22 protein-coding genes and 1 pseudogene are annotated in these 25,361 nt (G+C 65.3%); 13 read left to right on the top strand and 10 right to left on the bottom strand.

From position 1 onward, the window contains the following. Positions 1 to 139 precede the first annotated feature (139 nt). The 6 genes from glf (at position 140) to ASF09_RS05185 (ending at position 8,827) form a co-directional block, all read left to right on the top strand. Positions 140 to 2,341, top strand: coding sequence for a UDP-galactopyranose mutase (gene glf / locus ASF09_RS05200; protein ID WP_156359264.1), 2,202 nt, complete (start codon positions 140 to 142; stop codon positions 2,339 to 2,341). Then, complete coding sequence (locus ASF09_RS20650) at positions 2,338 to 4,401, top strand: glycosyltransferase (RefSeq protein WP_200912525.1); 2,064 nt, start codon at positions 2,338 to 2,340, stop codon at positions 4,399 to 4,401. The genes glf and ASF09_RS20650 overlap by 4 nt, the downstream gene beginning before the upstream one ends. Further along, entirely contained in the window at positions 4,394 to 5,494 is a 1,101-nt protein-coding gene (locus tag ASF09_RS20645; RefSeq protein ID WP_200912524.1) for a zinc-dependent alcohol dehydrogenase, read from the top strand. The genes ASF09_RS20650 and ASF09_RS20645 overlap by 8 nt, the downstream gene beginning before the upstream one ends. Further along, positions 5,491 to 7,806 carry a glycosyltransferase family 4 protein gene (locus ASF09_RS05190; RefSeq protein ID WP_082444096.1) on the top strand — a complete coding sequence of 772 codons (2,316 nt, stop codon included), beginning with the start codon at positions 5,491 to 5,493 and terminating at the stop codon, positions 7,804 to 7,806. Before ASF09_RS20645 ends, ASF09_RS05190 begins: the two co-directional genes overlap by 4 nt. Positions 7,807 to 7,902: 96 nt before the next feature. After that, on the top strand, positions 7,903 to 8,037 hold the full coding sequence (locus ASF09_RS20900; RefSeq protein WP_235529643.1) for a dipeptidase: 135 nt from the start codon (positions 7,903 to 7,905) through the stop codon (positions 8,035 to 8,037). A 193-nt stretch (positions 8,038 to 8,230) separates the two neighbouring features. After that, complete coding sequence (locus ASF09_RS05185; RefSeq protein WP_060525238.1) at positions 8,231 to 8,827, top strand: alpha/beta hydrolase; 597 nt, start codon at positions 8,231 to 8,233, stop codon at positions 8,825 to 8,827. A gap of 9 nt (positions 8,828 to 8,836) precedes the next feature. On the opposite strand, the gene ASF09_RS20895 is transcribed toward ASF09_RS05185, so the two are convergent. The 8 genes and pseudogenes from ASF09_RS20895 to ASF09_RS05150 form a co-directional block, all read right to left on the bottom strand. Next, positions 8,837 to 9,064, bottom strand: coding sequence for a hypothetical protein (locus ASF09_RS20895; protein WP_235529741.1), 228 nt, complete (start codon positions 9,062 to 9,064; stop codon positions 8,837 to 8,839). A gap of 92 nt (positions 9,065 to 9,156) precedes the next feature. Continuing rightward, positions 9,157 to 9,651, bottom strand: a pseudogene (locus ASF09_RS20890) (nitroreductase family protein); the annotation flags it as partial. Continuing rightward, positions 9,648 to 11,033, bottom strand: coding sequence for an LLM class flavin-dependent oxidoreductase (locus ASF09_RS05175; RefSeq protein WP_060525237.1), 1,386 nt, complete (start codon positions 11,031 to 11,033; stop codon positions 9,648 to 9,650). The pseudogene ASF09_RS20890 and the gene ASF09_RS05175, both read right to left, overlap by 4 nt. Further along, positions 11,030 to 11,770, bottom strand: a complete 741-nt coding sequence (locus ASF09_RS05170; RefSeq protein ID WP_060525236.1) for an ABC transporter ATP-binding protein — start codon at positions 11,768 to 11,770, stop codon at positions 11,030 to 11,032. The genes ASF09_RS05175 and ASF09_RS05170 overlap by 4 nt, the downstream gene beginning before the upstream one ends. Beyond that, on the bottom strand, positions 11,767 to 12,669 hold the full coding sequence (locus ASF09_RS05165) for an ABC transporter permease (protein ID WP_082444095.1): 903 nt from the start codon (positions 12,667 to 12,669) through the stop codon (positions 11,767 to 11,769). Before ASF09_RS05165 ends, ASF09_RS05170 begins: the two co-directional genes overlap by 4 nt. A gap of 8 nt (positions 12,670 to 12,677) precedes the next feature. Beyond that, the gene (locus ASF09_RS05160; RefSeq protein WP_060525235.1) at positions 12,678 to 13,781 is read right to left on the bottom strand and encodes an ABC transporter substrate-binding protein; all 1,104 of its coding nucleotides are present in this window, start codon (positions 13,779 to 13,781) and stop codon (positions 12,678 to 12,680) included. Then, on the bottom strand, positions 13,781 to 14,758 hold the full coding sequence (locus ASF09_RS05155) for a TauD/TfdA dioxygenase family protein (protein ID WP_060525234.1): 978 nt from the start codon (positions 14,756 to 14,758) through the stop codon (positions 13,781 to 13,783). The genes ASF09_RS05160 and ASF09_RS05155 overlap by 1 nt, the downstream gene beginning before the upstream one ends. Before the next feature lie 47 nt (positions 14,759 to 14,805). Beyond that, the gene (locus ASF09_RS05150) at positions 14,806 to 15,765 is read right to left on the bottom strand and encodes an aldo/keto reductase (protein ID WP_060525233.1); all 960 of its coding nucleotides are present in this window, start codon (positions 15,763 to 15,765) and stop codon (positions 14,806 to 14,808) included. A 470-nt stretch (positions 15,766 to 16,235) separates the two neighbouring features. Here ASF09_RS05150 and ASF09_RS05145 point away from each other — a divergent pair, with 470 nt between their 5' ends. The 5 genes from ASF09_RS05145 to ASF09_RS05125 all read left to right on the top strand — a co-directional run bounded on the left by ASF09_RS05145 (position 16,236) and on the right by ASF09_RS05125 (position 20,688). Beyond that, a complete protein-coding gene (locus ASF09_RS05145; RefSeq protein WP_060525232.1) occupies positions 16,236 to 18,488 on the top strand; it encodes a TonB-dependent receptor in 2,253 nt (750 codons plus the stop codon). Between the two features lie 312 nt (positions 18,489 to 18,800). Continuing rightward, entirely contained in the window at positions 18,801 to 19,073 is a 273-nt protein-coding gene (locus tag ASF09_RS05140; protein ID WP_082444093.1) for a PadR family transcriptional regulator, read from the top strand. Between the two features lie 71 nt (positions 19,074 to 19,144). Further along, positions 19,145 to 19,705 (top strand): hypothetical protein, encoded by a 561-nt coding sequence (locus ASF09_RS05135; RefSeq protein ID WP_060525230.1) that lies wholly within the window; start codon positions 19,145 to 19,147, stop codon positions 19,703 to 19,705. A gap of 193 nt (positions 19,706 to 19,898) precedes the next feature. Continuing rightward, on the top strand, positions 19,899 to 20,288 hold the full coding sequence (locus ASF09_RS05130; RefSeq protein WP_060525229.1) for a hypothetical protein: 390 nt from the start codon (positions 19,899 to 19,901) through the stop codon (positions 20,286 to 20,288). A gap of 205 nt (positions 20,289 to 20,493) precedes the next feature. After that, positions 20,494 to 20,688, top strand: a complete 195-nt coding sequence (locus tag ASF09_RS05125) for a hypothetical protein (RefSeq protein WP_060525228.1) — start codon at positions 20,494 to 20,496, stop codon at positions 20,686 to 20,688. Here the strand turns inward: ASF09_RS05125 and ASF09_RS05120 are convergent. Next, positions 20,672 to 23,011, bottom strand: a complete 2,340-nt coding sequence (locus tag ASF09_RS05120) for a putative bifunctional diguanylate cyclase/phosphodiesterase (RefSeq protein ID WP_082444092.1) — start codon at positions 23,009 to 23,011, stop codon at positions 20,672 to 20,674. The genes ASF09_RS05125 and ASF09_RS05120 overlap by 17 nt on opposite strands. Then, positions 23,011 to 23,610 (bottom strand): methylamine utilization protein, encoded by a 600-nt coding sequence (locus ASF09_RS05115; RefSeq protein ID WP_235529642.1) that lies wholly within the window; start codon positions 23,608 to 23,610, stop codon positions 23,011 to 23,013. Before ASF09_RS05115 ends, ASF09_RS05120 begins: the two co-directional genes overlap by 1 nt. 138 nt (positions 23,611 to 23,748) lie before the next feature. Here ASF09_RS05115 and ASF09_RS05110 point away from each other — a divergent pair, with 138 nt between their 5' ends. Then, complete coding sequence (locus ASF09_RS05110) at positions 23,749 to 24,633, top strand: DUF3034 family protein (protein ID WP_156359227.1); 885 nt, start codon at positions 23,749 to 23,751, stop codon at positions 24,631 to 24,633. 12 nt (positions 24,634 to 24,645) lie between these two features. Further along, positions 24,646 to 25,116, top strand: a complete 471-nt coding sequence (locus tag ASF09_RS05105; protein WP_060525227.1) for a group I truncated hemoglobin — start codon at positions 24,646 to 24,648, stop codon at positions 25,114 to 25,116. Positions 25,117 to 25,361: the final 245 nt, after the last annotated feature.

Genomic DNA, 25,361 nt, shown 5'->3' with positions numbered 1-25,361 from the left:
CGGATTTGCGGATTGGAAGAGCGTGCACGGTATCGGACCTATTCTCACGCCCTCGAAGTCCGACGATGCCGCCCCGCCGCCGCTGATCTGCTTCTCGCACCTGCGCTGGGATTTCGTCACGCAGCGCCCGCAGCATCTGATGAAGCGGTTCGCGCAAGCCCAGAGCGTGTTCGTCTGGGAAGAACACATCCCCTGCGATCACCCGCTGCCGTTTCTCGAACATCACCCGTTTCCCGCCGACAACGTGATCGCACTGCGCCCGCGCCTGCCGCACTGGTGGAATGCCGAGCAGGTCGAGGCGGGCTTGCGGCAACTCCTCGACATGCTGGTCGCGACGAGCATCCGCGCAAAGCCCGTCCTCTGGTTCTACACCCCAATGATGCTCCCATTCGCCGAGCATCTGGATGCCGCCGCAGTCGTCTACGACTGCATGGACGAACTGTCCGCGTTCCGCTTCGCCGACCCCGCCCTGCTCGACCGCGAAGCCCGGCTGCTCACCCGCGCCGACCTCGTCTTCACCGGCGGCTACAGCCTCTACGAAGCCAAGCGCGGCCGTCACCGCGACGTCCACGCCTTCCCCTCGGCAGTCGACGTCGCGCACTTCGCACAAGCGCGGACCGGCAACATCGAACCCGAAGACCAGCGCCACATCCCCGGCCCGAAGCTCGGCTTTTTCGGCGTCATCGACGAACGCATCGACCTCGCATTGCTCGACGCGGTTGCCGCTAAACGGTCCGACTGGTCATTCATCATGATCGGCCCGGTCGTGAAGATCGACCCCGCGCACCTGCCACGCCGCGCCAACATCCACTGGCTCGGCGGCCGCGGCTACAACGAACTCCCCGCCTATCTCTCCGGCTGGAACGTCGCGCTGATGCCGTTCGCGATCAACGCCGCGACCCGCTTCATCAGCCCGACCAAGACGCCCGAATATCTCGCCGGCGGCCTGCCCGTCGTCTCGACCCCGATCGTCGACGTGATCCGCCATTACGGCGACGTAGCGGCCGTCGCGATCGCCGCCGACTTGCCCGCGTTCGTCGCTGCGTGCGAGGCCGCACTCGCCCTCCCCCGCGAGGGCGTGTGGCGCGACGAAGCCGACCGCCTGCTCGCCACGCAATCCTGGGACCGCACGCAAACCGCCATGGCCACCGAGATCGACCGCGTCCTCCACGCGAAACGAACCTTCCGCCCCGCGCCGAAACGCGAACGCTACGACACGCTGATCGTCGGCGCAGGCTTCGCCGGCGCGGTTCTCGCCGAGCGGCTCGCCAACGACAGCGGCCAGCGCGTCCTCGTCGTCGACCGCCGCCCGCACATCGGCGGCAACGCCTATGACGAACACGACGCGGCCGGCGTGCTGATCCACCGCTACGGTCCGCACATCTTCCACACCAATTCCGCCGACGTGTTCGACTATCTCTCGCGCTTCACCGAGTGGCGCACCTACGAACACCGGGTGCTGGCGAACGTCGACGACAAGCTCGTCCCGATGCCCATCAACCGCACCACGCTCAACGCACTCTACGGCCTGTCGCTCAAGGACGACGCGGAAGCCACCGCCTTCCTCGCCAGCCGCGCGGAATCGGTCGAGGACATCCGCACGTCCGAGGACGTCGTCGTCGCCGCGGTTGGCCGCGATCTCTACGAGACGTTCTTCCGCGGCTACACGCGGAAACAATGGGGTCTCGACCCGTCCGACCTCGACCGCGCCGTCACCGCGCGCGTGCCGACCCGCACCTCGACCGACGACCGCTATTTCACCGATAAATTCCAGGCGATGCCCGCCAACGGCTACACCCGGATGTTCGAGGCGATGCTCGATCATCCGGGCATCACGCTCGATCTCGGCGTCGAATATCGCGACGTGATCGATCGGGTCGACGTCGACCACATCGTCTTCACCGGCCCGATCGACGAATATTTCGACTTCCGCTTCGGCAAGCTGCCCTATCGCAGCCTCCAGTTCCGGCACGAGACGCACGACGTCGCGCAGTTCCAGCCGGTCGCGGTCGTCAACTATCCCGACGAAGCCGTGCCGCAGACCCGCATCACCGAATACAAGCACCTCACCGGCCAGCTCCATGCAAAGACCAGCATCAGCTATGAATTCCCGAGCGCGGAGGGCGACCCCTATTACCCGATCCCCCGCCCCGAGAACCAGGCATTGTTCAAGCGCTACGAGGCACTCGCCGATGCGGAGGAAGGCGTGACCTTCGTCGGCCGGCTCGCGACGTATCGCTACTACAATATGGATCAGGTCGTCGGGCAGGCGCTCGCCACCTATCGCCGCATGGTCGCGAAATCTGCCGTCCTCGAAACCCCCGTGATGGCTGCCGAATGACCCGTATCTGCCTGCTGACCGACAGCCTCGCCCCGTCCGGCGTCGGCGCGCACATGCTGACGCTCGCCGAAGGACTGGACGGAGACGAGATCGTCGTCGCCGCGCGTCCCGGCACCGGCCTGCTCGAACACGCAGCCGCCAGGGGTTATGCGGTGAAAGCGCTCGACGACGATGCAAATCTCGCCCGCTGGCTCGACCGCGCCGCGCCCGATATCGTCCACGTCCATGCCGGCATAGGCTGGGAAGGCCACGCCGCAGTCCGCGCTGCGCACGCGGTTGGCGTCCCCGTAATCCGCACCGAACACCTCCCCTACCTCCTCACCGACCCCGCCCAGCGCGACGAGCACCGCGACACCTCGGCAACACTCGCACGCCTGATCTGCGTCTCGGACGCCGTCGGCGACAGCCACCGCGCAGCCGGCGTCGATCCGGCACTCGTCGCGACGATCCACAACGGCGTCGGCGCACACAAACCCTCGCGCTCACGCGGAGCCCTTCGCGACGAATGGGGCGTCGGCAATGCCCCCGTCCTGCTGATGGTCGCCCGCTTCGCCGAGCAAAAGGGCCACGCGCTTCTGCTCGATGCGTTGCCCGCGATCCGCGCGGCGCATCCGGACGTGATCGTGCTGCTCGCCGGCGAAGGCCCCCTCCTCATCCAGACCGCACGTGCCATCGCCGCCAAGGGGCTGGCCGGCACCGTCCGAATGCTCGGCACGCGCAGCGATGTCGCCGACCTGATGGCGCTCGCCGACCTGCTAGTCCTCCCCTCCGCGTTTGAGGGCCTGCCGCTGGTCGCGCTCGAGGCAATGGCCGCCGGCCTTCCCGTCGTCGCCACCGTCGCACCCGGCAACGCCGAAGCGATCGAGGACGGCGTCACCGGTCGCCTGACCGCCGCGGTCCCGGCCAGCTTCGCCGATGCGGTCATCACGATGCTAGCCGACCGCGACAGCCTGAAAACAATGGCCAGCGCGTCGATCGAACGCCAGCAAGACATGTTCTCGGCAGATCGCATGATCGCCGACACGCGTGCGGTCTACGCCGCCGTGCAAGACCAAAACACAAAGGGAGACGGCGTGGAGCGGACACGGATCGGGTTCATCGGCGCAGGCGGCATCGCCAACCGCCATTTCGGCGTGCTGGAGCAATTCGACGACGTCGCGATCGTCGCGGTCGCCGACGTCGACATGGCGCGCGCGACCGAAGCCGCCGCCCGCTTCGGCGCGCGCGCGTTCGACGATGCCGCTGCGATGCTAGCCGCGGTCGACCTCGACGCGCTCTACATCTGCGTGCCGCCCTTCGCGCACGGCGAACCCGAACGCCTCGCGATCGAGCACACGCTGCCGTTCTTCGTCGAGAAGCCCATCGCGCTTGATCTCGGCACCGCGGAGGACGTCGCAGCCGCCGTCGACCGGCTCGGCCTCGTCACCGCGGTCGGCTATCACTGGCGCTATCTCGACACGGTGGACGAGGTGAAGGCGCTGCTCTCAGCGACCCCCGCCCGCCTCTTGTCCGGCTATTGGCTAGACTCCACCCCGCCGCCGCGCTGGTGGTGGAAGAAGGACGCATCGGGCGGCCAGATGCTCGAACAGACGACGCACTTGGTCGATCTCGCACGCTATCTCGTCGGTGACGTCGTCCGCGTCTACGGCCAGTCGGGCCACATCGACCGCGCCGCCTTCCTCGGCCTCGACGTCGCGACGACCAGCACCGCGATGGTCACCTTCGCGAGCGGAGCGATCGCCAACTTCGCGTCGACCTGCCTGCTCAACTGGAACCACCGCGTCGGCCTGCATCTGTTCGGCGAAGGCCTCGCGATCGAACTGACCGACCGCGACGTGATGATCGATATCGGCCGCGGCCGCCCGGTGCGCGGCACCGGCAGCGATCCGGTCGTGCTCGAGGATCGCGACTTCATTGACGCGGTCCGCGGCGGAGAAAACCGGATCCGCTGTCCCTACCCCGCCGCGCTCGAAACGCTCCGCCTCGCGCTGGCGATCGAACGCTCCGCCGTCGAAGGCCGCGCGATCGACGTCCGCGAGCGGGAGGTGGCGCATGTCTGAGTGGCGCCACGTCCGCTCGCTCGGCGTCGAACGTCCAGGCCAGGCCTATTTCTTCGGCTATGACGAGGCACCTCCGGGCGATGGTCAGGTCCGCCTCGACCTGCTCTACACCGGGTTCTCCGCCGGTACCGAACTCACCTTCGTCAAGAACAGCAACCCGTATCTCCACTCGCGCTGGGACGCAGGCCGCGGCGTGTTCGTCCCCGGCGAGCCGAGCGCGCACTATCCGGTGCCGTTCCTCGGCTACATGGAATGCGCGCGCGTCAGCGACAGCCGGGTCGACGATTTCGCCAACGGCGACGTCGTCGGCACCGTTTTCGGCCACAAGACCGGCCACACCGCAGACCCGTTCAACGACATGCTGACCAAGCTCCCACCCGAGCTCGATCCGATCCTCGGCATCTATATCGGCCAGATGGGTCCGATCGCCGCCAACGGCATTCTTCACGCAGACGTCGAATTACTGGGACCCAACGTCGTCAACCTCGGCGACGGCATCCGCGGCCGCCCCGCCTTGGTGATAGGCGCAGGCATCGTCGGCATGCTGACCGCCCTGTTCGCGCAAGCCGCCGGCGCCAGCGAAGTCGTGATCGCCGACCCGTCCCCCTTCCGCCGCCTGCGCGCCGAATGCCTCGGCATCACCGCGATGACCGAGGACCAGGCCTGGGCCTACGCCAAGGCACGCTGGCTCCACGGCGGCGACGATCGCGGCGCGGACGTCGTGTTCCAGACTCGCGCCGACGCCGCCAGCCTCCACGCCGCGATGCGCGCGCTGAGGCCACAAGGCACGGTGATCGATCTCGCTTTCTATCAGGGCGGCGCCGACCGGCTCCGGCTCGGCGAGGAATTCCACCACAACGGCCTCAACCTCCGCTGCGCGCAGATCAACCGCGTCCCCCGCGGGCTCGGCTTCCAATGGGACCGCCGCCGCCTCGCCAACGAGACGGTGAAGCTGCTCCTCGCGCGTGGCCCGGAGATTCGCGCGCAACTCATCACGCATGTCGTGCCCTATGACGACGCCCCCGCCTTCATCGCCCGGCTGGTCGGCGAGCGCCCCGAATTCCTCCAGATCGTCTTCAAGGTCGGCGATTGAGCACCGCACTCACTGCCGACGCCCGCCCGATTCGCATCCTGTTCGTCTTCGCCTGGCTCGTCGTCGGCGGCGAGGAGACGGAGGTGCGCCTGCTCGCCCAGGCGCTCGATCCGACGCGCTACCGGATCGAGGTCGTCGCCTGCTTCCGGAAAGACGGCATGCCCGAGCAGACGCACGCGCAACTGGAAGCGATCGGCGTCCCCGTCGACCGCACGCCCTACGCGCTCGGTTTCGACGAGACCGTCGCCTACCTCGCGAGCAAGCTGCCTGCTTACGACGTCGTCGTCTCGTGCCAGAACGTCGCGGACATCTATCCCGCGCTCGAACGCATGCACCTCCGCCCGCCGCTGATCGAGCACGGCGGCCTAGTCTCCGAAGCGCTCGCCGGCCCCAAGCATTTCACCGCGCGCTACGTCGGCGTCTGCGCGTCGATCCGCGACGCCGCCGCCAGCCGCATGCCCGGCCGCGAACACCACGCGATCGAGATCCCATCGATGGTCGACACGCGCGCCTTCGACCCCGCCCGCCGCGCGCCGGTCCGTGCGACGCTAGGGATCGCCGAAGACGTACCGCTGATCGGCTGGCTAGGCCGGCTCGACCCGAAGAAGCGAGTCGAGGACTTCATCGAAGCCGCCGCGCTCGTCCACGCCCGCCACCCCCGCGCGCGCTTTGTGGTAATCGGCGGACCCGACGCCTTCATCCCCGAATACGCCGCCGCACTCCGTAACCGAGCGCACGCACTCGGCCTCGACACCGCCCTGACCTTCCTCGGCGACCGCGACGACGTGCCGGACCTGCTCGCCGCGCTCGACATCTTCGTCTGGCTCTCGCGCGGCGAAGGCATGCCGCACGTGATCGCCGAAGCTGGCGCCGCACGCCTCCCCGTCATAGCAACGCGCGACAACGGCTCCGAACAACAGATCGTCGACGCGGTCAGCGGCCTGTTCGTGCCCCACGAAGACCCGCCCGCAGTTGCCGCGGCGATCACCAGACTGCTCGAAGACCCGGCACTCCGAACCCGCCTCGGCACCGCCCTCCGTGCCAAGGTCGACAGCGAGTATGCCGTCGCCGCCGTCGTCCCCCGCTGGGAAGCCCTGTTCGCCGAAGCCCTGTCCGACCGACCACCTCTCGCCCGCCCGACCGACCTCTTCCGCAGTTTCCTGCAAGGCGGCTTCGAATCCTCCACCCACCGCCGCGCGCACGACCGCAAACGCGTCGACGTCATCGCCGCCAGCCACCACGACACTCTCGCCGCGCATGATTACAGCGAACTCGCCAAGCTCGGGATCCTCACCGTGCGCGACGGCCTGCGCTGGCATCTGATCGAACGCGAGCCTGGCCGCTACGACTGGTCCAGCCTCGACCGGCAGTTGGAAGCGGCCCAGGCGATCGGAACCGAAGTCATCTGGGACCTGCTCCATTACGGCTGGCCCGACGACGTCGACATCTGGACGCCCGACTTCGTCACGCGCTTCGCCGCCTTCGCCGCCGCCGCCGCGCGCCACATCGGCCCAGCTGTCCTTGGCGGGACCCGCTTCTACGCCCCGGTCAACGAGATTTCGTTCTTCGCCTGGGGCGGCGGCGACGCGGCCTATCTCAACCCGTTCGCGCGCGGCCGGGGCTACGAACTCAAGGTCCAACTCGCCCGCGCGTCGATCGCCGCGATGGAGGCGATCCTCGCGGTCGACCCCGCCGCAAGGTTCGTCCACGCCGACCCGGTCATCAACGTCATCACCGACCCCGCCCGCCCGAACGACGCCCCCGCCGCAGAAGGCCACCGCCTCGCACAATACCAAGCCTGGGACATGATCGCGGGCAAGGCGTGGCCGCAGATCGGCGGCCGCTCAGCGCTGCTCGATATCGTCGGCGTCAATTTCTACCACAACAACCAGTGGATCCACGGCGGCCCGCCATTGTCGTACGACCACCCTCTCAGCCGCCCGCTCCACGCGATCCTCGCCGACGCCTACGCGCGCTACGGCCGCCCGATCTTCATCGCCGAAACCGGCATCGAAGGCAGCGCCCGCCCCGCCTGGCTCTGCATGATCCTGCGCGAGGTGAAGATCGCCCAGTCGCTCGGCGTGCCCGTAGAGGGCGTATGCCTCTACCCGATCCTAGATCACCCCGGCTGGGACGACGATCGCTACTGCCCCAACGGCCTGCTCGCCTGCTCGTCGCTCGTGAGCGAACGTATCGCAAATGCCGCCCTCGCAGACGTTGTTCGGACTTGGCTACTCGAAATACCGTCAAGAAAGTATCTGAACGACAGCACGTCCGGTCACGGCAGGACAGACTGTCAGCATGGCACTTGATGTCGATTGGCAGCAAAGAGCGGACCCTGATGTGCCAAAACATACCGACGGTTCTCCCGACAGCGGTTAGAATAGGTAGCGTCGTCGGCTGGAACGATGTTGGGGAAACCGGCCGTCACCGCCGAATTCAAGCGTCGCCACTATACCGCCGACCAGGTCGCCGAACTCGGAAGTGGCAATGTGATGCGTGTCTCGCGAACCGCGATCGACGCGAGAAAGCCGGGCGCATGATCGCCGTCGGCCGACAGGCGACAGCCTCATGCACTCCGCCTCGACGGCGACCGGGCACGCATTCCGTGCAAACCGACGCACCGCCATTGCCTATCGTCGCAGTAGGAATATCCTCGCTAACATCACGTTCGATCTCGAGTCGGCGCACCCGGCAAGTGGGTCGCGACCGTGATGTCCTCTTGGGAGCCCTGCTATGACACTGTGGTATCCGGCTTCGATCGATCCCCAACACGCCGTGATCGTCACGGTCAAGGGCGATGCTCCCAAGGCCTTGTCGGTGCCGACGGTGGAATTGGATCTGGCGAAATTCCAGGCCGGGCGCTGGGCGTTACAGCTCGATGCGGTGTTCGCGCGCCGCCGCGAACCGGCCGTCATCCTCGCACAGGGGGTCGCCTGCCTTGCCGTGGCGTGGTGGGCGCAATTGTCGCCGCGAAGCTATCTGCACTCGGTCCAGGGCGCGCTGTTCCTGTCGCCGCTGAACATCGGCTTCGGCCAGGATGCCATTGCCGCGGCGGCGCGGCAAGGGCCTTCGACTCGATTGCCCTTCCCATCGGTCGTCGCCAGCGTATCCTATCCGTTCATCGACAGGCTGCTGGCCGTCGCCGACGGCTGGGGCAGCCACGTCATCGAGACCGGCGCGGAGCCGGCAGCGTATCCCACCAATCGACAGGCGGCGCACACCGAGGCGACCGTGCGCCTCCTCGATCTTCTACCGTTGCTGCAAGGCGTCGCCTCGGACGATCGCCAGAGTTCGATTGGCGAGCTCCCTGCCGATATTCTCCCGCGGTAGGGACGCTTGTCAGCGTAACGCGAACCCCAGATCGCGAAGCACGCCCCGCAGGATATCACGCCCTGCCATCGCGTCTGCGCTACGCGTCCGGTCTCCCGCGAGGTCGGTCCAGTCGCGTTCCGGCATGCCCTGATCACGCTGGAACGCACGCAGCGCGATATTATACGCTGCCGCCGCTTCGTCCTGTCGCGACGTCCATTGATAAGTCTCGTGAAACAGGACCGAGGCTTGCGGCAATCTTTGACCGCGGCGGGACGCAACGGATCGGGCTTGCCGACCACGAGGCCGAACAGGGGGAAGACCCGTGGTGGCAGGTCGAGCTCCGCGGCAACCGCCGACGGCTGATTGCGAATACCGCCGATGTAGACCGAGCCCAGTCCAAGCGATTCCAGTGCCACCACCGCATTCTGCGCGGCGAGCGCGGTGTCGACCGTTCCGAGCACGAAGCTTTCCAGGTAGTCGAGCGCTTGCGGCTGCGTACCCCGCGCTCACCCGATCTGCGTCAGTCGGTCGAAATCGATCAGCCAGACCAGCAGCAACGGCGCTTCGACGATAGGCTGCTGATTGCCCGCCAGAGCCGCAAGGCGTGCCTTGCGGGCGGGATTCTGGACCGCGACGACGCTCCAGACCTGAAGGTTGGACGATGACGGTGCCGACTGCGCCGCTGCGACCAGCGTCTCGATGATACCCGCATCGAGTGGCTCGGGCAGATATGCGCGGACGGACCGATGATCGAGCAGCGTCCGGAGCGTTGCGTTGTCCGCGATCGCCACCGGAGCATCCTCGTCGCGATACCGGGTGCGGAACGCTTCGTCCAAGCTCATGCGTGTGCGCCGATCGCCTCGGGCGATACCGCGGTCCGCGCCCGCGACTTCAAGCCATTCTCCGGCCGCCGCAGACCGAGGTTCTCGCGCAACGTCTGACCCTCATACTCCGCGCGAAACAACCCGCGGCGCTGCAGGATCGGCACGACCTGATCGACGAAATCGGTGAGGCCCGTCGGCAGGATCGGCGGCATGATGTTGAACCCGTCCGCCGCGCCCTGCTCGAACCATGTCTGGATGACGTCGGCGATCTGCTCGGGTGTGCCGACGCTGGTGAGATGCCCGCGCGCCGTGGACACCTGCCGGTATAGCTGCCGGAGCGTCGGTCGGTCGCGTTCGATCAGGTCGGACACGAGTTTCAGCCGGCTCTTGCTGCCGTTGGTATCGTTCGGCAGCGGCGGTGCGATATCGTCGAGCGCATAGCCCGACAGGTCGATCCCCTGATAATGGCGGCGCAATATGCCCCATGCGATCGACGGATGGACGAGCGACTGCAACGCCTCGTAGCGCGTCGCGGCTTCGGCTTCGGTGCCGCCGAGGACCGGGAATATCCCCGGCATCACCAGCAGATCCTCCGCCCGCCGCCCATATCGCGGCAGGCGCGCTTTGATGTCCGCATAGAACTCCTGCGCGTCCGCCAGGATCAGATTGGCGGTAAAGATCACTTCGGCGGTCCGGGCCGCAAGTTCGCGACCCGGTTCGGATGCCCCCGCCTGGACGATGACAGGATAGCCTTGCGGCGAGCGTGCGATGTTCAGCGGCCCGCGGACCTGGAAATGCTCGCCTTCATGCGCGAGCAGGTGGAATTTGTCGGTGTCGAGGTACACGCCGGCATCGCGGTCGCGGACGAACGCGTCGTCCTCATAGCTGTCCCACAGCCCCTTCACGACATCGATATACTCCTCGGCACGGTCGTAGCGGCGGGCGTGTTCGAGGTGCGCCGGCTTGCTGAAATTGGCCGAGACGTCGGCGCCGGTGGTGACGACGTTCCACCCCGCCCGGCCGCCCGAGATCCAGTCGAGCGACGCGAACTTTCGCGCCGTCGTGTACGGATCCTCATAGGTCGTCGTCGACGTCGCGACGAAGCCGATCCGCTCGGTGACCTGCGACAGCGCCGACCACAGCGTGATCGGCTCGAAATGCGCGGCCTTGGCATTCTGTTTGAAGGTGGCCTCGTCGGTGAAGTCCGCATAGCCGCCCGGACTGTCGGCGACGAAGACCATATCGAACTTGCCGCGCTCGGCGGTCTGCACGACCTGTTTATAGTGCTCCAGATTGTGGCCCGCATCGGCCTGCGCATCGGGGTGGAGCCATGCCGAGACGTGATGGCCCGTCGCCTGGAGGAACGCGCCGAGACGTAGCTTGCGATCGTGATTGCTCATGCGCTCATCCTTTGCCGGGTGGAATATTGGGTAAGGCCATCGGTCTCGACGCCGAGCAGCGCGAGCAGGTCGTGCTGGAGCGCGGCGAACCGTTCACGCCGGGCTGCGGTATCTGTCGGCAATGCGACGCGGATGTCCGCGACGATGCGCCCCGCGTCGAGCACCACGACCCGGTCGGCAAGTTCGATCGCCTCGTCGACGTCGTGCGTGACGAGCAGCACGGCGGGGTTGTGCGCCGCCGACAGCCGCCGCAACAGGACGTGCATCCGGATGCGGGTCAGCGCATCGAGCGCACCGAACGGTTCGTCGGCCAACAGAAGTTCGGGACGCCGGACCAGCGATCGCGCAAGTGCAACGCGCTGCTGTTCGCCGCCGGATAATTCATAGGGCCAGGATCGTTCCCGCCCCGTCAGCTCGACTTCGGCAAGCGCCTCGCGTCCCCAGTCCCGCGAATCCTTGCCGTCGAGACCGAGCACGACATTGTCCAGCACCCGCTTCCACGGCAGCAGCCGCGCATCCTGGAACACGACCGACAGACGATCTGGAACGACGATCTCGCCCGCACCATTCGCCTCGTGGTCGAGACCGGCAAGCGCGCGCAGCAGCGTGCTCTTGCCCGAACCGCTGCGCCCGAGCAGCGCGACGAATTCACCGCGCGCGATATCGAGATCGACGCCGTCGAGCACCCCTTTCTGCGTGAAGCGGCGCGTCAGGTTGCGGATGCGCACGACGCTCATGCGCCGAGCGTCCGGCGCCAGGTCAATGCACGGCGCTGGATCACGCGCACCACGGCATCCGATCCCAGTCCTAGGATCGCGTAGACGACGAGGCCGACCAGCATCACGTCGGTCTGCGCGTAATTACGGGCCAGCGTGATCATGTAGCCGATGCCGCTGGTCGCGTTGAGTTGCTCGACGACGACGAGCGCAAGCCATGCCGCGGTGACGCCGAACCGAAGCCCCAGCAGCATGCCGGGCAGCGCGCCCGGGAGGACGACGTGCCGGATGAACGTCGACCGACGAAGCCCGAGCGTTTCGGCGAGTTCCACCTGTTTCAGATCGATGGCGCGCAACGCGCTGTGCGTATGGATGTAGATCGGCGCGAACACGGTGACGGCGATCACGGTGACCTTCATCGCCTCGCCGACGCCGAACCACAGGATCATGAACGGGATCAGCGCGAGGACGGGAATGCCGCGCTTGAGCTGAACCAGACCGTCGATAACGTACCCGCCAAGCAGACTGAGCCCCGAGACGAGTGCCAGCACCACGCCAACGACCGTGCCGAACGCCAGCCCTTGTGCCGCGCGCCATGCCGACACAGCCAAATTGGTCTGCAGCCGACCGTCGCGCACGAGTTCGATGCCCGCCGTGAGCGCCGTCCACGGCGCGGGCAGGATGCGGGTGTCGAGAAAACCGGTGATCGAGAAGACCGACCAGTATAGCAGCAGGAGCAGCGGCCCGAGCAGCCACCCCCAGGCGAGCGGGGTATCGAGCCCCAAGCGGCGGGTACGCTCGCGATGATCGCGCGCCACCGCCGAGGTATCGTCGACGGCATCCAGCTTAAAGGTCGATACGGAAGCAACGGTGCCGAGATACGCGGTGGTTATCGCAGCATGGGGAAAGGGTGCGTTCATGACGACTCCTATGGGCCGGAGGAGGCAGCGGCTTCGGCGGCAAAGCCGTTTGCCGCGATGGTTTCGAAGCGGGGATCGAACAACGTCCGCGCATCGAAGCGGGGCTTGCCCATCTGCGGCGCCAGCAGGTCGATCGCACCCTGCTGATACGCGATCGGTTCGGCCCAGCGGCCGGGGATCACGACCTCCCCCTGCGCCGCGAGGATCAGCTTCGCATCGGCGAGCGAAAGCCCTTGGTGCGCGACATAATAGCCGCGGGCGAGTGCATCGGGATGCGCCTGCTGCCACGCCTGCGCACGCCCCCACCAATAGACGAAACGCTTCAGCGCAGCCGCCTTCCCGGGATTGCGCAGGCTATCCAGCGGTACATAGGCCAGCACGGCATCGTCCCGAAAATCCGGATGCGGCAGTGTCCTGGCCCCGTCCCGCGCGAACTTGCGGAGATAGCGATCGGCGACGATCCCGCTGCCGATCGGTGCGACGTCGACCAGATTGCTCGCAAGCGCGCTGGTGTAGACGTCGCCGCCGATGCTCGACGGCAGTTCGACCAACGTGACATCGGCCTTGGTCAACCCGAGCGCCTTGAGCGTCTGCAGAACGATCTGGCCCTGCACCTGGCTGGGACTGAACGCGATCCGTTTACCGCGCAGGTCAGCAAGGCTGCGGATGCCGGCCTTCGGTGCGATGGCGAGGACGAAAGCCGGGTGCCGCGCCGGATCGCGACGCTCGCGGAACGCCACGATCCTGACCGGCAGCCCTACCCAGGTGGCGTGAAGCGGTGGCACGTTCGCACCAAGCCCGACATCCAGCGCCTTTGCGTGGAATGCCTCGGTCACATCGGGACCGCCGGTGATCTGCGCCCATTGCAGCGTGAAGGGGAGCTTGTCCTCCCAACCGAGATGCTCGAACACCCACTGCGTCACGGGATCGCCGACCACCAGCACGGTCGCCTTCGTCACCGAGTCCGGCAGCGGCGCAGTTTCAGGCAATCCTCCTGCCACGGCTGCCGATCGACGATTGGGGGCAAACGCGAACAGCAACGCGATCGTGACCGCGACGAACGCGGCCAGCGCGATAAAGCCCCAGGGCTTGCTTCTGGCCGCGCGCGGCATCAGCCGAGCACGTTGAACAGTTCGCCTTCCAGCGGCTGCGACACGAACCCGTCCGGCCCGCGCGTCAGATCGCCGGCGACCGTGATCCTTCGAACCGCGCGTGGCAGATCGAAATGTGAATAATCGATCGGTCCAGCATGTGCGACGGCCTGGTTGTCCCACACCACCAGCGACTTCGGTTTCCAGTGGAACCGTACCTGATATTCGGGCCGCGTCGCCTCGTAGAACAACAGGTCGAGCAGCGCCTTGCTCTCGGGTTCCTTCAGTCCGACGATATGGCTGATCGTCTCCGGATTGAGGAACAGCAGCTTCTCGCCGGTTTCCGGGTGAACGCGGACGAGCGGGTGCAGCGCGGCAAACGGCCCGGCGGATCGTCCGTCGCGCCGCAGCTTGGCATCGGCGCCATCATAGCCGCTGGTCCGGTGTACGGCCTGAAGTCCGTTGATCAGCGTGCGGATCGGTGCGGACAAGCCTTCATAGGCGGCGACCAGATTGGTGAACAATGTATCGCCGCCGAACGGGGGTATCTCGACGCCTTGCAGGATCGAATACCGGTTCGGATTGGCGACGAAGGTGATGTCGATATGCCAACCCTTATAGTCCCGCGGCGGTTCGCGGCCTGGCGGAGCCACATCGTTGCGATTGCGCCGTGCGCGATATTCCTCGACGCTGCGTTCCCAGATCTCCGGATGATCCTCCAGCCCTTCCGAGATCGGATGCGCCGGCGTCAGAGGCCCGAATGCGCGGCCGAACGCCTTTAACTGGTCGTTGTCGATGTCCTGATCGCGGAAGAACACGACCCGCCAGTCGTGCAACGCCTTCTGGATATCGGCCGCGACATCGGCATTGATCGGCTGGCGAAGGTCGACGCCCGAAATCTCCGCGCCGATCGTCGGCGTCACGGGCGTGACGCCGATGTGGCGGTAACCGAAGCGATCGACGGCTTGTTCGGGGCGAAGCGCAGCTACGTTGCTCATGATACTCTCCAATCGATTAAACCGAGCTGGTGGATCAGCCCGGCGGCTCAGGCGGGGATGGGTTCTGGCGGCACGAGCTTCAGGCTCTCCGCCGGATAGCGCGCGCCGGCGGTCGCTCCCCGGGGGAAGGCCTCTTCGAGCGCGTCGATCGACTGGTCGTCGAGCACCAGACCGTTTGCGGCCCAGTTCGATTCCAGGTGTTCGACGTGGCGCGTACCCGGGATCGGCACGACATCCTTCGACAGCACCCATGCCAGACTGACCTGCGCGATGCTGGCACCGAGCCGCTTGGCGACCTGTTCGATCGTCGTGCGGCGTTGCGCGTTTGCGGCGACCGCCTCGGGCTGGAACCGGGGATGCAGATGACGCCGGTCGGCGGGATCGGACACTTCGGCACCGGCCAGGAAGCCGCGCCCGAGCGGACTATAGGCGACGAAACCGATGCCGAGTTCGCGGACCGTCGGCAGGATCTCGACCTCGACATCGCGCGTCCACAGCGAATACTCGCTCTGTAACGCGGTCAGCGGGTATGTCGCATGCGCGCGGCGGATGCCGTCGGCGGTCGCCTCGGAAACGCCGACCGCGCCGATCTTGCCCGCGTCGACAAGTCGCCCGAGTTCGCCGATCGACTCCTCGATCGCGATCAGCGGGTCGACGCGGTGCAGATAATAGAGATCTATACGCTCGACGCCGAGCCGCTTGAGACTGGCATCGACCGCATCGCGCGGATGCACCGGTTCGATGTCGGCACCGCCACCTTGCGGACGATGGACGAACTTGCTGACGAGAACCACGTCGGCGCGGCGCGACCGGACCGCCTCGCCGACCAGCCGTTCGTTATGGCCGTCGCCGTAGCCAGTCGCGGTATCGAACAGCGTGATGCCCAGGTCGATCGCCCGGTGGATCGTGGCGATCGAGGCCGCATCGTCCGCCTCACCGTACGTGTTGGACAGCCCCATCGCTCCAAAGCCCTGACGGCTGACGACGAGTTTTCCGAGATTGGGCATGGGCACCTCCTGAGACGCAATTGCTCGTGAACTGTCCGAAGGGTGCGCTTCGGGCTGCTTTCGCGGAACGTAGAAAAGCTTTGCTGGGCGGTAGAATCCATACTGCACGGGTAGGATATTGAAATTCGCGTCTCTTGGGTGTGCGCGGACCCGGTTCTAAAACCCGGATGGCCCGCATCTTGCGACTTCTAAGGAGTGATTAATCCATAAACGAACGGCCATCTGCGACCAGCGGCCTGCCATTGTTCGCAGAAAAACTATGCCGCGGTCCCTCCGAAATTGGGCCAAGTCCCATTGACTGGATATGAATTAGATTGGACCGTTGGGGTGTCGATCGATGGACGGCGGGGACGCATGGCCGGCCCGCCCGAAGCCATCCGGCGACATCGTCATTTCACAGAATTGGGGCAGCGAGAATGGCATCATCCTCTCGGCGTATTGCGTTTCGGTCGTCGGCCATCGGGTTGCTCATGGCGGCGCAACCGGCGTTCGCCCGGGACGAACCGAAAAAGGATGCCGTGGCGGCGACCCCGCCTGAACCGACGGACGACATCCTCGTCACGGCGCGTCGCCAGGCGGAACGCGCGCAGGACGTTCCCATCGCGTTGTCGGTACTGACCGGGGCCGCGCTCGAACGCACCGGCAGCTATACGATGACCGATGTCCAATCTCAGACCCCCAGCCTCACCGCGTTCAACTCGAACCCGCGCAACAGCTCGATCGGCATCCGCGGGATCGGCGTGTCTTCGGCCTCCGACGGGCTGGATACGTCGGTCGGCGTCTATATCGACAACGTCTATCTCGGGCGCCCCGGCATGGCGTTGGCGGATCTGATCGACGTCGATCGCGTCGAGGTGTTGCGAGGGCCGCAAGGTACGTTGTTCGGACGCAACAACTCGGCCGGCGTGCTCAACATCACGACCCGCAAACCCGAATTCACGTTCGGCGGCACCGCCGAAGTTTCGCGCGGCACCTATGATTACAATCAGGAGCGGATCAGCGTGACCGGCCCGGTTATCGACGGCCTGCTCGCGTTCCGCGTCACCGGGTTCAACACCCACCGGAACGGCGTACTCGACAACATCAAGACCGGGATCGATGCCAACAGCGTCGGGCGCAGCGGCGGCCGGGTCCAGTTGCTCGCCACCCCCGCGAGCAACCTGACGATCCGCCTGTCGGGTGATTATTCACAGGAAGACGACACGTGCTGTGTCAGCGCCACGAAGCTCACGCTGCCAGCATCGCTCAGCGCAACGACAAGCCGGACGCTCCGCGCGCTCGCGTCGCTTGGCTATGTGCCGCAACGCAGTCTCGACTTCACGCAGAACAATTCGCCGCAGAACATGAAGACCGACCAGAAAGGCGTGTCGCTGCAGGTCGACTGGGATCTCGGCTTTGCAACCGCGACATCGATTTCCGCCTGGCGCTATTGGCATTTCAATCCCTTGCAGGACAGCGATGGCACGCCGCTCGACGTCATCCAGGTCAACGTCGCGCAGACCAAGGACGATCAATATTCACAGGAATTCAGGCTCGCGTCGCGGCCGGGGCGGTTCAACTGGCAGGTCGGTGCCTACCTGTTTCACCAGCGGTTGAAGGATCACTTCATCCTCAACCAGTTCGGTACCGATGCGAGCGCGTTCTACACGACCTATCTGCGCCTCGCCAATCCGGCTGCGGCAGCCGTGGTGATCGCGCCGGGATCGCAATATCTCGACGATGTCGATACCAGCGTCGACAGTGTCGCCGCGTTCGGGCAGGCCAACTTCGATATCACGGATCGGCTGACGGTCACGGGCGGCATCCGCTATACGCGCGACAAGCGCTCCGGGGTGTCGGACACCTCGATCGTCGGCACGCCCTATGCGGCGACGTCGATCCCCTTCCATTACGACGTGTCGGTGAAGGACGACAATGTCTCCTACCTCGCGAGCGCATCGTACAAGCTGGCCGACGACGTGCTGGCCTATGCCTCGTATTCGACCGGGTATAAGGGATCGGGCCTGAACCTGAACTCCGCGGTGTCCGCAGGGACGCCGCTGGTCCTGTCGCCCGAAAAGGTGAAGAATTGGGAACTCGGTTTGAAGAGCCAGTTCTTCGATCGTCGTGTCACGATCAATCTCAGCGCGTTCTCGACCGACCTGTCCGGTCTGCAGGCGAACATCGTGCCGACGAACGGCAACCGCTCGTATCTGGCAAACGTCGGCGACGTTCGGTCTCGCGGTATCGAGTTCGACGCCTCGCTTCGCGTCACCGACACGCTGACGCTCAGCGGCAACGGATCGTACAACGACGCGGTCTATAAGCGTTACGCAAACGCACCCTGCCCTGTCGGCGTGAGCGGCGTCTGCGATCTGACCGGCCGACCGCTGTTCCAGGCGCCCCGATGGATCGGCAACGGCACGCTGGATTACCACGTCGATCTGGGAAACGGCACGCGCCCGTACGCGCTCGCGCAAATCAGCTACCGCTCGAGCGTGTTCGGTACCGCCGATGCCGGACCCTATAGCCGGATCGAAGCTTACGCGCTGGCCAACTTCCGGATCGGAGCGGTGCTCGGCAACGGACGCTACGACCTCTCCGCCTGGATCAACAACGCGTTCGACAAACAGTATTTCCAGAACCTGAGCACGACCGCGATCGTTGGTGCATCGCCGTTCGCCTATGCCGGACAATTGGGTACGCCGCGCACCGCAGGTGCTACGCTGCGAGTCAACTTCTGACTTGCAGTAGTCTTGGTTCGGAGGCGTTCCGCGCCGTAGTGGCAGACCGATTGTTCGCTCCGTCGGCTGAAGGATGGAGACCCACTATCGTTCGATTATAGTGCGCTGCCCGTCTCCCAACATCGGCCGTCCCGGAGTTGGGCGTTGCGTGACGTCCGGTCCACAGGCCCACTCGCCTCTCGCTGACCACCAGCAGGCGGGCACCAAGTCGAAAAGCGGATAGCGGGGCGATACTGCCTGCTCCACAGTTGACAGATAACTCTACTTAAGTTGAGTAGAAGCATGGGCCGTAATCGTCGACCGTCGAAGCAGATGCTCCTCCTGTTGGAGGCGCTGTCTGCGCGCACTCAGCAGTGGCGCCACGGCTACGATCTGATGAAAGAAACCGGGCTCCTGTCGGGAACGCTGTACCCGTTACTGATCCGCATGACCGACCAAGGGCTCGTCGAGGCCGAGTGGCGCGAGCCAGAACACCCCGGCCGCCCTGCGCGCCATGCGTACCGTTTAACGAATGCTGGCGTGGCATTTGCGCGGGCGGCGATACCTGCCGGTCCGATCACCTTCGCCAAGACCTCCTTCGCATGACACAAGCTGTGTCGCGGGCTTTGCTGTCATTGGCCAGTCGGTCTCTCGGCCCGGATCGCCGAACGTGGGCGATGGCCATGGAAGCGGAGTTCGAAGCCGCGGTCGAAGATCGGCGTCCATTCCTGTTCGCTCTCGGCTGCCTGTTCGCAGCGTGGCGCGAGATCGGGAAGCACAGCGAAGGACGCCTGATCCTTGCGAACTACGCGCTCGCCCTGGGGTTACTCATCCCGATGGCAGCTCTGCAGTTCCAGCAGGCGGTCCGCTTCCTACCCTCGGCAGAAAGTCCTTTCGGCTTGCAAGGCGCCGGCGCCGGACCGAATCTCTACCTCATCTGGTCTCAGAACAGCGCCATCCCGATATTGCTGATCACGTGGCTTCTTCTCGGCATGGCGCACCTTTGTCTTGCGTGGCTGCTCGTGGAGGGGGACTGGCCGCGCATCGTGAAGTGCGGCACGCTGATCGGGGCGGCAATGATCACGTTGACGCTGTTCATGAGCGTATTGATGCTCGATTTGTCGCCATTGAGGGCGCAAGTCGCGGAGCTGGCGATCGAATTGGCCGCGGTGGTTTCTATTTCGCGATGGCACATTCGGGTTTTTGCGGACGTCTCGCGCGAAATGCGTGCTCGGTAGCTGGTATGCACGCTTCACTGTTTCATACGACTGGCTGAAAATCTGCAAACCCGCTTGACTCGTAATTCTACATATGTTGCCTTGCGTCCACGATGAGGTAGGCGAAGTTCAACGCTGGAGCCCGACGAAACGCCGGCTGGGCGTTTGCGGGCCGAGAGGAAACAGCGTCCGACGCGGCGAAAGGGTAGCGAAGATGCGGCGTGTTATCACCATAGGTGTCGTTGCCGCCGGCACTGTCTTGCTCATCGCTTTTCTCGTCTTCCTGCGTACGCCTGTCGTTGACGCCGGTGCTAACGGCCTGTTCGCCAACGACTGCTGCGGCACCGTAAAGCTAGCCGACGGCGAGATGCTGCTCAACAATCAGCAGACCATATCCTACATTGTCGCAAGAGATACAGATGGGCCGTACATCCTGCCCCGCTTTGACGTCGGCGTCGTATCTGATCAAGGGCTCGACGTGGATGGAACCCGCTCGGTGCGCAAGCTGCGCCTCGACAGGCTACCTTCCGCGACAAAGCTCACACTACATGAGGGTTTGACGCCCTATGTCTTCAAAAGGCTGACGCCACATCTTCGCAACTAATCCCGAAGCAGCGGTTCGTCAGCTTGAATGATGGGCTCCGAGCCAGCGTTACTCGACTGTTAAATCTACATATGTCGTAACGCCTGCCTGAAGAAAACGGCTATGCTTGCGATCACGGTCCTGAGCCACGTCTACGCCAACGGCACTCGAGCTCGATCGCCTGCCCCGCCTGCTGCGGCCCGATGGGGCGGGCAAGTCGACGCTAATGAGGATCGTCTCGACCCTGCAATTGCCCACGTGCGGCAGCGTTGCGTTCGAGGGCATCGATGTCCTCAAAGAGTCGTGCGTGCTGCGCCGGACGCTCGGCTATCTGCCGCAGGAATTTGGCGTCTACCCGAGCATTGTCGTGCACCGCTCGGACGCGATGTTCACTCTTCCACCCGCTAGGCTGCCTGGCTGAATTTATTATCGAGCAGCCCGGCGATACGGCTACTCTCAACCGGGCGACTGAATAGATAGCCCTGAATGTTACCGCAGCCCTCACCGCGCAGCAGGTCGAGCTGCCCGGTATCCTCGACGCCCTCGGCGGTCGTTTCCATGTTCAGCGCGGTCGCCAGGTCGACGATCGCGCGGACGATCGCCGCGGCGCTTGGATCGGTGGCGATGCTGGTGATGAACGAGCGGTCGATCTTGATCTTGTCGAACGGAAAGCTGCGCAGGTAGCTGAGCGACGAATAGCCGGTGCCGAAATCGTCGAGCGCGACTCGGATGCCCATCGCGCGCAGCGTGTGCAGCAACGCGATCACCGGGCCCTCGCCGTCGAGAAAGACCGATTCCGTGATCTCGATCTCGAGCCGATCGGGTGCCAAGCCACTATGTGCGAGCGCCTGGAGAATGATCGCCTGCAACCCGCTGTTGCGGAACTGCAACGGCGACACGTTGACCGCGACGCGGATATGCTCGGGCCAGTGCATCGCCTGTCGACAGGCCTCCTGCATCACCCATTCGCCGATCGCGATGATCAGCCCGGTATCCTCGGCGATTGGGATGAATTCGGCCGGAGGAACGATGCCGCGTTCCGGATGATGCCAGCGCACGAGCGCTTCGAAGCCGCCGATCCGGTCCGCCTTCAGGTCGAACACCGGCTGGTAGTTGAGCACGAACTGGCCTGCCTGGATCGCCTCGCGAAGGTCGAGTTCGACCTGCCGACGCCAGCGTGCCGCGGCGTCGAGCGCGGGTTCGAAAAACCGGAATACGCCGCGACCGTCTTCTTTCGCAAGATACAGCGCGAGATCCGCATTCTTGAGCAGTGCATCGGCGTCCTCGCCGTCGATCGGGCCGATCGCGATGCCGATGCTGACCGCGGTCGCGATCTGGTGGCCATCCGCCACGACCGGCTGGCGCATCATATCGAGGATGCTCTGTGCAAGGACGCGCGGCCGATCGGCATCGAACTGGCCCGCCAGGATCACCGCATATTCGTCGCCGCCGAGCCGCGAGACCAGCCCGTCGGGTGCGACCTCGCTCAGCATCGTGCCGATCGCCTTCAGCAACGCATCGCCGACCGGATGGCCGAGCGTGTCGTTCACGCTCTTGAAGCGATCGAGATCGAGACACAGCACCGCGATCCCCCCGCCGGTGCGCCCCACCTGGAGGATTGCTTGGTCGAGCGACTGGCGAAAAAAGGTGCGGTTCGGCAGGCCGGTGAGGACATCGTGGAACGCGAGATGGGTGATCCGGTTCTCGCGTTCGAGAATGCCGGCCGACATCCGGTCGAAGCTGGCGGCAAGCCTGCTGATCTCGTCGCGCCCCTTCACGACGATATGCGCGCGGCTCCCCTCCTCCAGCGCGCGCGCTGCGGCGTCCAGCGCCGCAATCGGTCCGGCGATCCCCATCGCCAGCCGCCGGCTGCCCAGCACGACGAGGATCAGCCCGGCCAACCCGGCGAGCGCGATGCCCGCCTGCAATGGCAGATACGGAGTCAGCGCGGCGTTGAGCGGATAGCGGATCAGGATCGCCGCCTGCGGTCGACGCGTCAGACCGGCCAGCGGCTTGGCGATCGCGAAAGCGCGGCCGGTCGAAAGATTTAACATGGCGAGCGTCCGGGTCGACTGCGATGCGCCGACCAGGCGATCGACGTCGGCATCCGATCCGATCGACCGGTCCGCCGCATGCCAGCGGCCTGCGTCGTCGCTGCGCATGATCGTCGCGATCAGCGGGATCGCGGACAGCCGTTCGAGCGCATGCATCTCCGTGCCGTCGAGACGCACCGCGAAGACGACCCAGCCGACCTGTGCCGGCGCCATCACCGGCGACAGGATCAGTCGGTATACCTGCCCCGCCACCACCACGACCGCGTCGCGCCGGTCGCCCGGAACCGCGAAGGGAAACCGAGCGACCGTCGCCGCAAGCGCGCCCGAGGGGCCGGTGACCCGGCCGTCCTGATCGACCACGAACGCGGCGGTAACCTCGGCCCGGTGGCTGATATTGGCGAGCGCGGATGTGATCGTCGGCCGATCCCCACTGGCCACCGCAGCGCGGAATCCGAAATCTCGCGACAGCAGGTCGGCCGACGCGATCAGCGACTGCGACCTAAGCGTCCAGACCCGGTCGTAGACGCTGCCGCTGGCGATAAGTTCCTGGCGCACGGACTCGCGCGCGTGCGTCCAGATCATCGCCTGCGCGACGATCGCGAGCAGCACCATCGTTACCGCGAACAGGCTCGCGTACAGCACCGACAGCTTGGTCCGGAGATGGCGGAATCGCGGCGCGCGAAGACCCATCACCGGTGCAGCACGAAGGTCGTGGCAAAGCCGGTGGCGGCGACGTCGATCGGCTGCGAGGCGGTGCTGCCGGGCGCGCGGATCGAGGGGTGCCAGACGCGGACCGTACCTGTCCCTGCCGGCACGCCGGTGATGCTGACATGCCCCGCCTGGTCGGTCAGCGCGGCAAACGGGGTGGCAGTCACGAACACGAACCCGCTCATCGAGTCATGGATGTTGCAGCCGAGCGGTACCACGCCCGGACGGTCGAACAGGACGGTCCGGGCGTCCTCCTGCCCATAGAGTTTCAGGTCGAACTTCTTGGTCTTCGAAAACGAATAGACGTGGTGACGCACCCGGTCACGATTGGGGAAGCCGACCGTCGCGCCGACCGGGACGATCAGCACATGCGGCTGAAACGCGATGTCGCGCTGTTCGATCATGTACGGCCCGCGCACCGTCACACCCGGCGCCTTGGGCGTCTCGATCGTGACCACCGCGCCCTGCAGTGGCTTGCCGTCGAAGCCACGGACATCGATCGCCACCGTGGCGGCATGCGCGGCCATGGGCAGCGCAAACGCGACGATCATCGAACTCAGGCGGAGGACGGATGCGGACATAGCACGACTTCTAACGGTCGGAAGATTGCCAACCCGTAAATGCCGCTCATGTCTTTTTCGCCCCGGCTCCGCGTGGAAAACCGGGCTAGGGAAACCGAGATTTAACCAATGGTCTCGATGAGATACCGGATGATTCGCATGCCATCGACCGTCGCCGGATGCATCGCCAACTTCGTGGTGGCGATCACCGTCGTGACAGCGTCTCCCGCCGCAGCGCGCGAGGGTCGCGCAGGCGGTAAGCTGATGCTGACCAACGGCGTCACCACGATCGAGGGCAGTTCGGGCGGCGGCATCTCCACCTGGGCGCTGATCGCCGGCAACGAGACCGTCGACGGGATCGGCGGGTCCGCGCATGTCTCGGTTATCCTGCTGCCGGACTATCATTGGGAAAGCCACGGCGCAGCCATCGGAGTCCACGACCGACTGGAACTGAGCTACGCCCGACAGAATCTCGACACGCGCGACGTCGGTGCAAAGCTCGGTATCGGCCGCGGTTATACGCTCAACCAGGACGTGTTCGGTGCCAAGCTGCGTGTTGCCGGTGATGCCGTCTATGGCAGCGCCTACCTGCCGCAGATCGCGATCGGCGTGCAGTACAAGCACAATCTCGATCCGCAAATCGTCGCCGCGGTCGGTGGACGCCACGCCAGCGGTACCGATATCTATGTAGCTGCCACCAAGCTCCTGCTGCGGCAGAGCATCCTGCTCGGCACCACGATTCGCTACACCAAGACCAACCAGAACGGCCTGCTCGGGTTCGGCGGCGATCACGGCTCACCTCGCACGGTCCAGGTCGAGAGCACGCTCGGCTATCAGATCTCGCGCCATTTGGTCGTCGGCGGCGAATACCGGTCGAAGCCCGACAATCTCGGGTTCGCCAAGGAGAGTGACTGGAAGTCCGCCTATGCCGCCTATGCGATCAACAAAAACCTGACCGCGACCGCGGCCTATGTCGACCTGGGATCGATCGCGACGGCCGAGCACCAGCGCGGCGGCTTCCTATCGCTCCAAACTGCCTTTTAGGGGACGTTTCTGATGCTCGTGCTCGCCTTGCTCGTCCTCCTGCAGACCGCGCCCGCGCCGCCGGGCGAGGACCCAGTCGCGCCCTATGCGATGAGCGATGCCAATGCCGGCGGGAGTCCGTTCAAGGGCGTTGCCATGCTCGAGGCGTTTCACGGCGTGGCCGGCATCGGCCGGATCGTCGACGATCTGGTGACGACGAGCCAGGCCGATCCGCGCATCGGCGACATCTTCAAGGGGCAGGACATGGTCCGCCTCCGCCGCACGCTGAAGGAGCAGTTCTGCGTTCTGTTGAACGGCGGCTGCCACTATACCGGTCGCGACATGGCGACCGCGCACAAGAACCTCGGCATCCAGGCCAAGGACATGAACGCGCTGGTTGAAAACCTCCAGGCCGCGATGCGTCGCGAGAGTGTCACGTTTCCAGCTCAAAACGCGTTCCTCGGCAAGCTTGCCGCTATGAAGCCGTACGTGGTCACCCGTTAGCAGACCCACAAACTGACGTTCGGGGCCCTTTCCCGCCTCCATCTCCAGCCATTCGTTCGTCGGGCTGGAGGGTAGCGCCCGACGGCCGATCCGTTGTCTGGACGGCTTGAAAGGACAGGAAAGCGGAAGACGGCTGTCGATAAGGCGGGTGGCAATAGCCGACATTGGGGGGCTGCTGCTTTTTGCCAAAAAGGATCGCGTTTCGAGAAGGTCAGGTACAACGCAATGCGTTGACAAGCATACCA

It is taken from the genome of Sphingomonas sp. Leaf242 (assembly GCF_001422045.1).
Classification (GTDB): domain Bacteria; phylum Pseudomonadota; class Alphaproteobacteria; order Sphingomonadales; family Sphingomonadaceae; genus Sphingomonas.
The sequence above is the reverse complement of the archived record's forward strand: the minus strand, read 5'-3'. Positions and strand labels throughout refer to the sequence as shown.

What these genes read in the sequence shown, in the direction of transcription:
- ASF09_RS20900 (WP_235529643.1), top strand. Translation starts at nt 7,903, where the DNA reads ATGTTGGGGAAACCGGCCGTCACCGCCGAATTCAAGCGTCGCCACTAT.
- ASF09_RS20650 (WP_200912525.1), top strand. Translation starts at nt 2,338, where the DNA reads ATGACCCGTATCTGCCTGCTGACCGACAGCCTCGCCCCGTCCGGCGTC.
- ASF09_RS20645 (WP_200912524.1), top strand. Translation starts at nt 4,394, where the DNA reads ATGTCTGAGTGGCGCCACGTCCGCTCGCTCGGCGTCGAACGTCCAGGC.
- ASF09_RS05165 (WP_082444095.1), bottom strand. Translation starts at nt 12,669, where the DNA reads ATGAACGCACCCTTTCCCCATGCTGCGATAACCACCGCGTATCTCGGC.
- ASF09_RS05175 (WP_060525237.1), bottom strand. Translation starts at nt 11,033, where the DNA reads ATGAGCAATCACGATCGCAAGCTACGTCTCGGCGCGTTCCTCCAGGCG.
- ASF09_RS05150 (WP_060525233.1), bottom strand. Translation starts at nt 15,765, where the DNA reads ATGCCCAATCTCGGAAAACTCGTCGTCAGCCGTCAGGGCTTTGGAGCG.
- ASF09_RS05145 (WP_060525232.1), top strand. Translation starts at nt 16,236, where the DNA reads ATGGCGGCGCAACCGGCGTTCGCCCGGGACGAACCGAAAAAGGATGCC.
- ASF09_RS05115 (WP_235529642.1), bottom strand. Translation starts at nt 23,610, where the DNA reads ATGTCCGCATCCGTCCTCCGCCTGAGTTCGATGATCGTCGCGTTTGCG.
- ASF09_RS05135 (WP_060525230.1), top strand. Translation starts at nt 19,145, where the DNA reads ATGGCCATGGAAGCGGAGTTCGAAGCCGCGGTCGAAGATCGGCGTCCA.
- ASF09_RS05125 (WP_060525228.1), top strand. Translation starts at nt 20,494, where the DNA reads ATGAGGATCGTCTCGACCCTGCAATTGCCCACGTGCGGCAGCGTTGCG.
- ASF09_RS05170 (WP_060525236.1), bottom strand. Translation starts at nt 11,770, where the DNA reads ATGAGCGTCGTGCGCATCCGCAACCTGACGCGCCGCTTCACGCAGAAA.
- glf (WP_156359264.1), top strand. Translation starts at nt 140, where the DNA reads ATGAAGCGGTTCGCGCAAGCCCAGAGCGTGTTCGTCTGGGAAGAACAC.
- ASF09_RS05105 (WP_060525227.1), top strand. Translation starts at nt 24,646, where the DNA reads ATGCTCGTGCTCGCCTTGCTCGTCCTCCTGCAGACCGCGCCCGCGCCG.
- ASF09_RS05160 (WP_060525235.1), bottom strand. Translation starts at nt 13,781, where the DNA reads ATGCCGCGCGCGGCCAGAAGCAAGCCCTGGGGCTTTATCGCGCTGGCC.
- ASF09_RS05130 (WP_060525229.1), top strand. Translation starts at nt 19,899, where the DNA reads ATGCGGCGTGTTATCACCATAGGTGTCGTTGCCGCCGGCACTGTCTTG.
- ASF09_RS05120 (WP_082444092.1), bottom strand. Translation starts at nt 23,011, where the DNA reads ATGGGTCTTCGCGCGCCGCGATTCCGCCATCTCCGGACCAAGCTGTCG.
- ASF09_RS05110 (WP_156359227.1), top strand. Translation starts at nt 23,749, where the DNA reads ATGCCATCGACCGTCGCCGGATGCATCGCCAACTTCGTGGTGGCGATC.
- ASF09_RS05185 (WP_060525238.1), top strand. Translation starts at nt 8,231, where the DNA reads ATGACACTGTGGTATCCGGCTTCGATCGATCCCCAACACGCCGTGATC.
- ASF09_RS05140 (WP_082444093.1), top strand. Translation starts at nt 18,801, where the DNA reads ATGCTCCTCCTGTTGGAGGCGCTGTCTGCGCGCACTCAGCAGTGGCGC.
- ASF09_RS05155 (WP_060525234.1), bottom strand. Translation starts at nt 14,758, where the DNA reads ATGAGCAACGTAGCTGCGCTTCGCCCCGAACAAGCCGTCGATCGCTTC.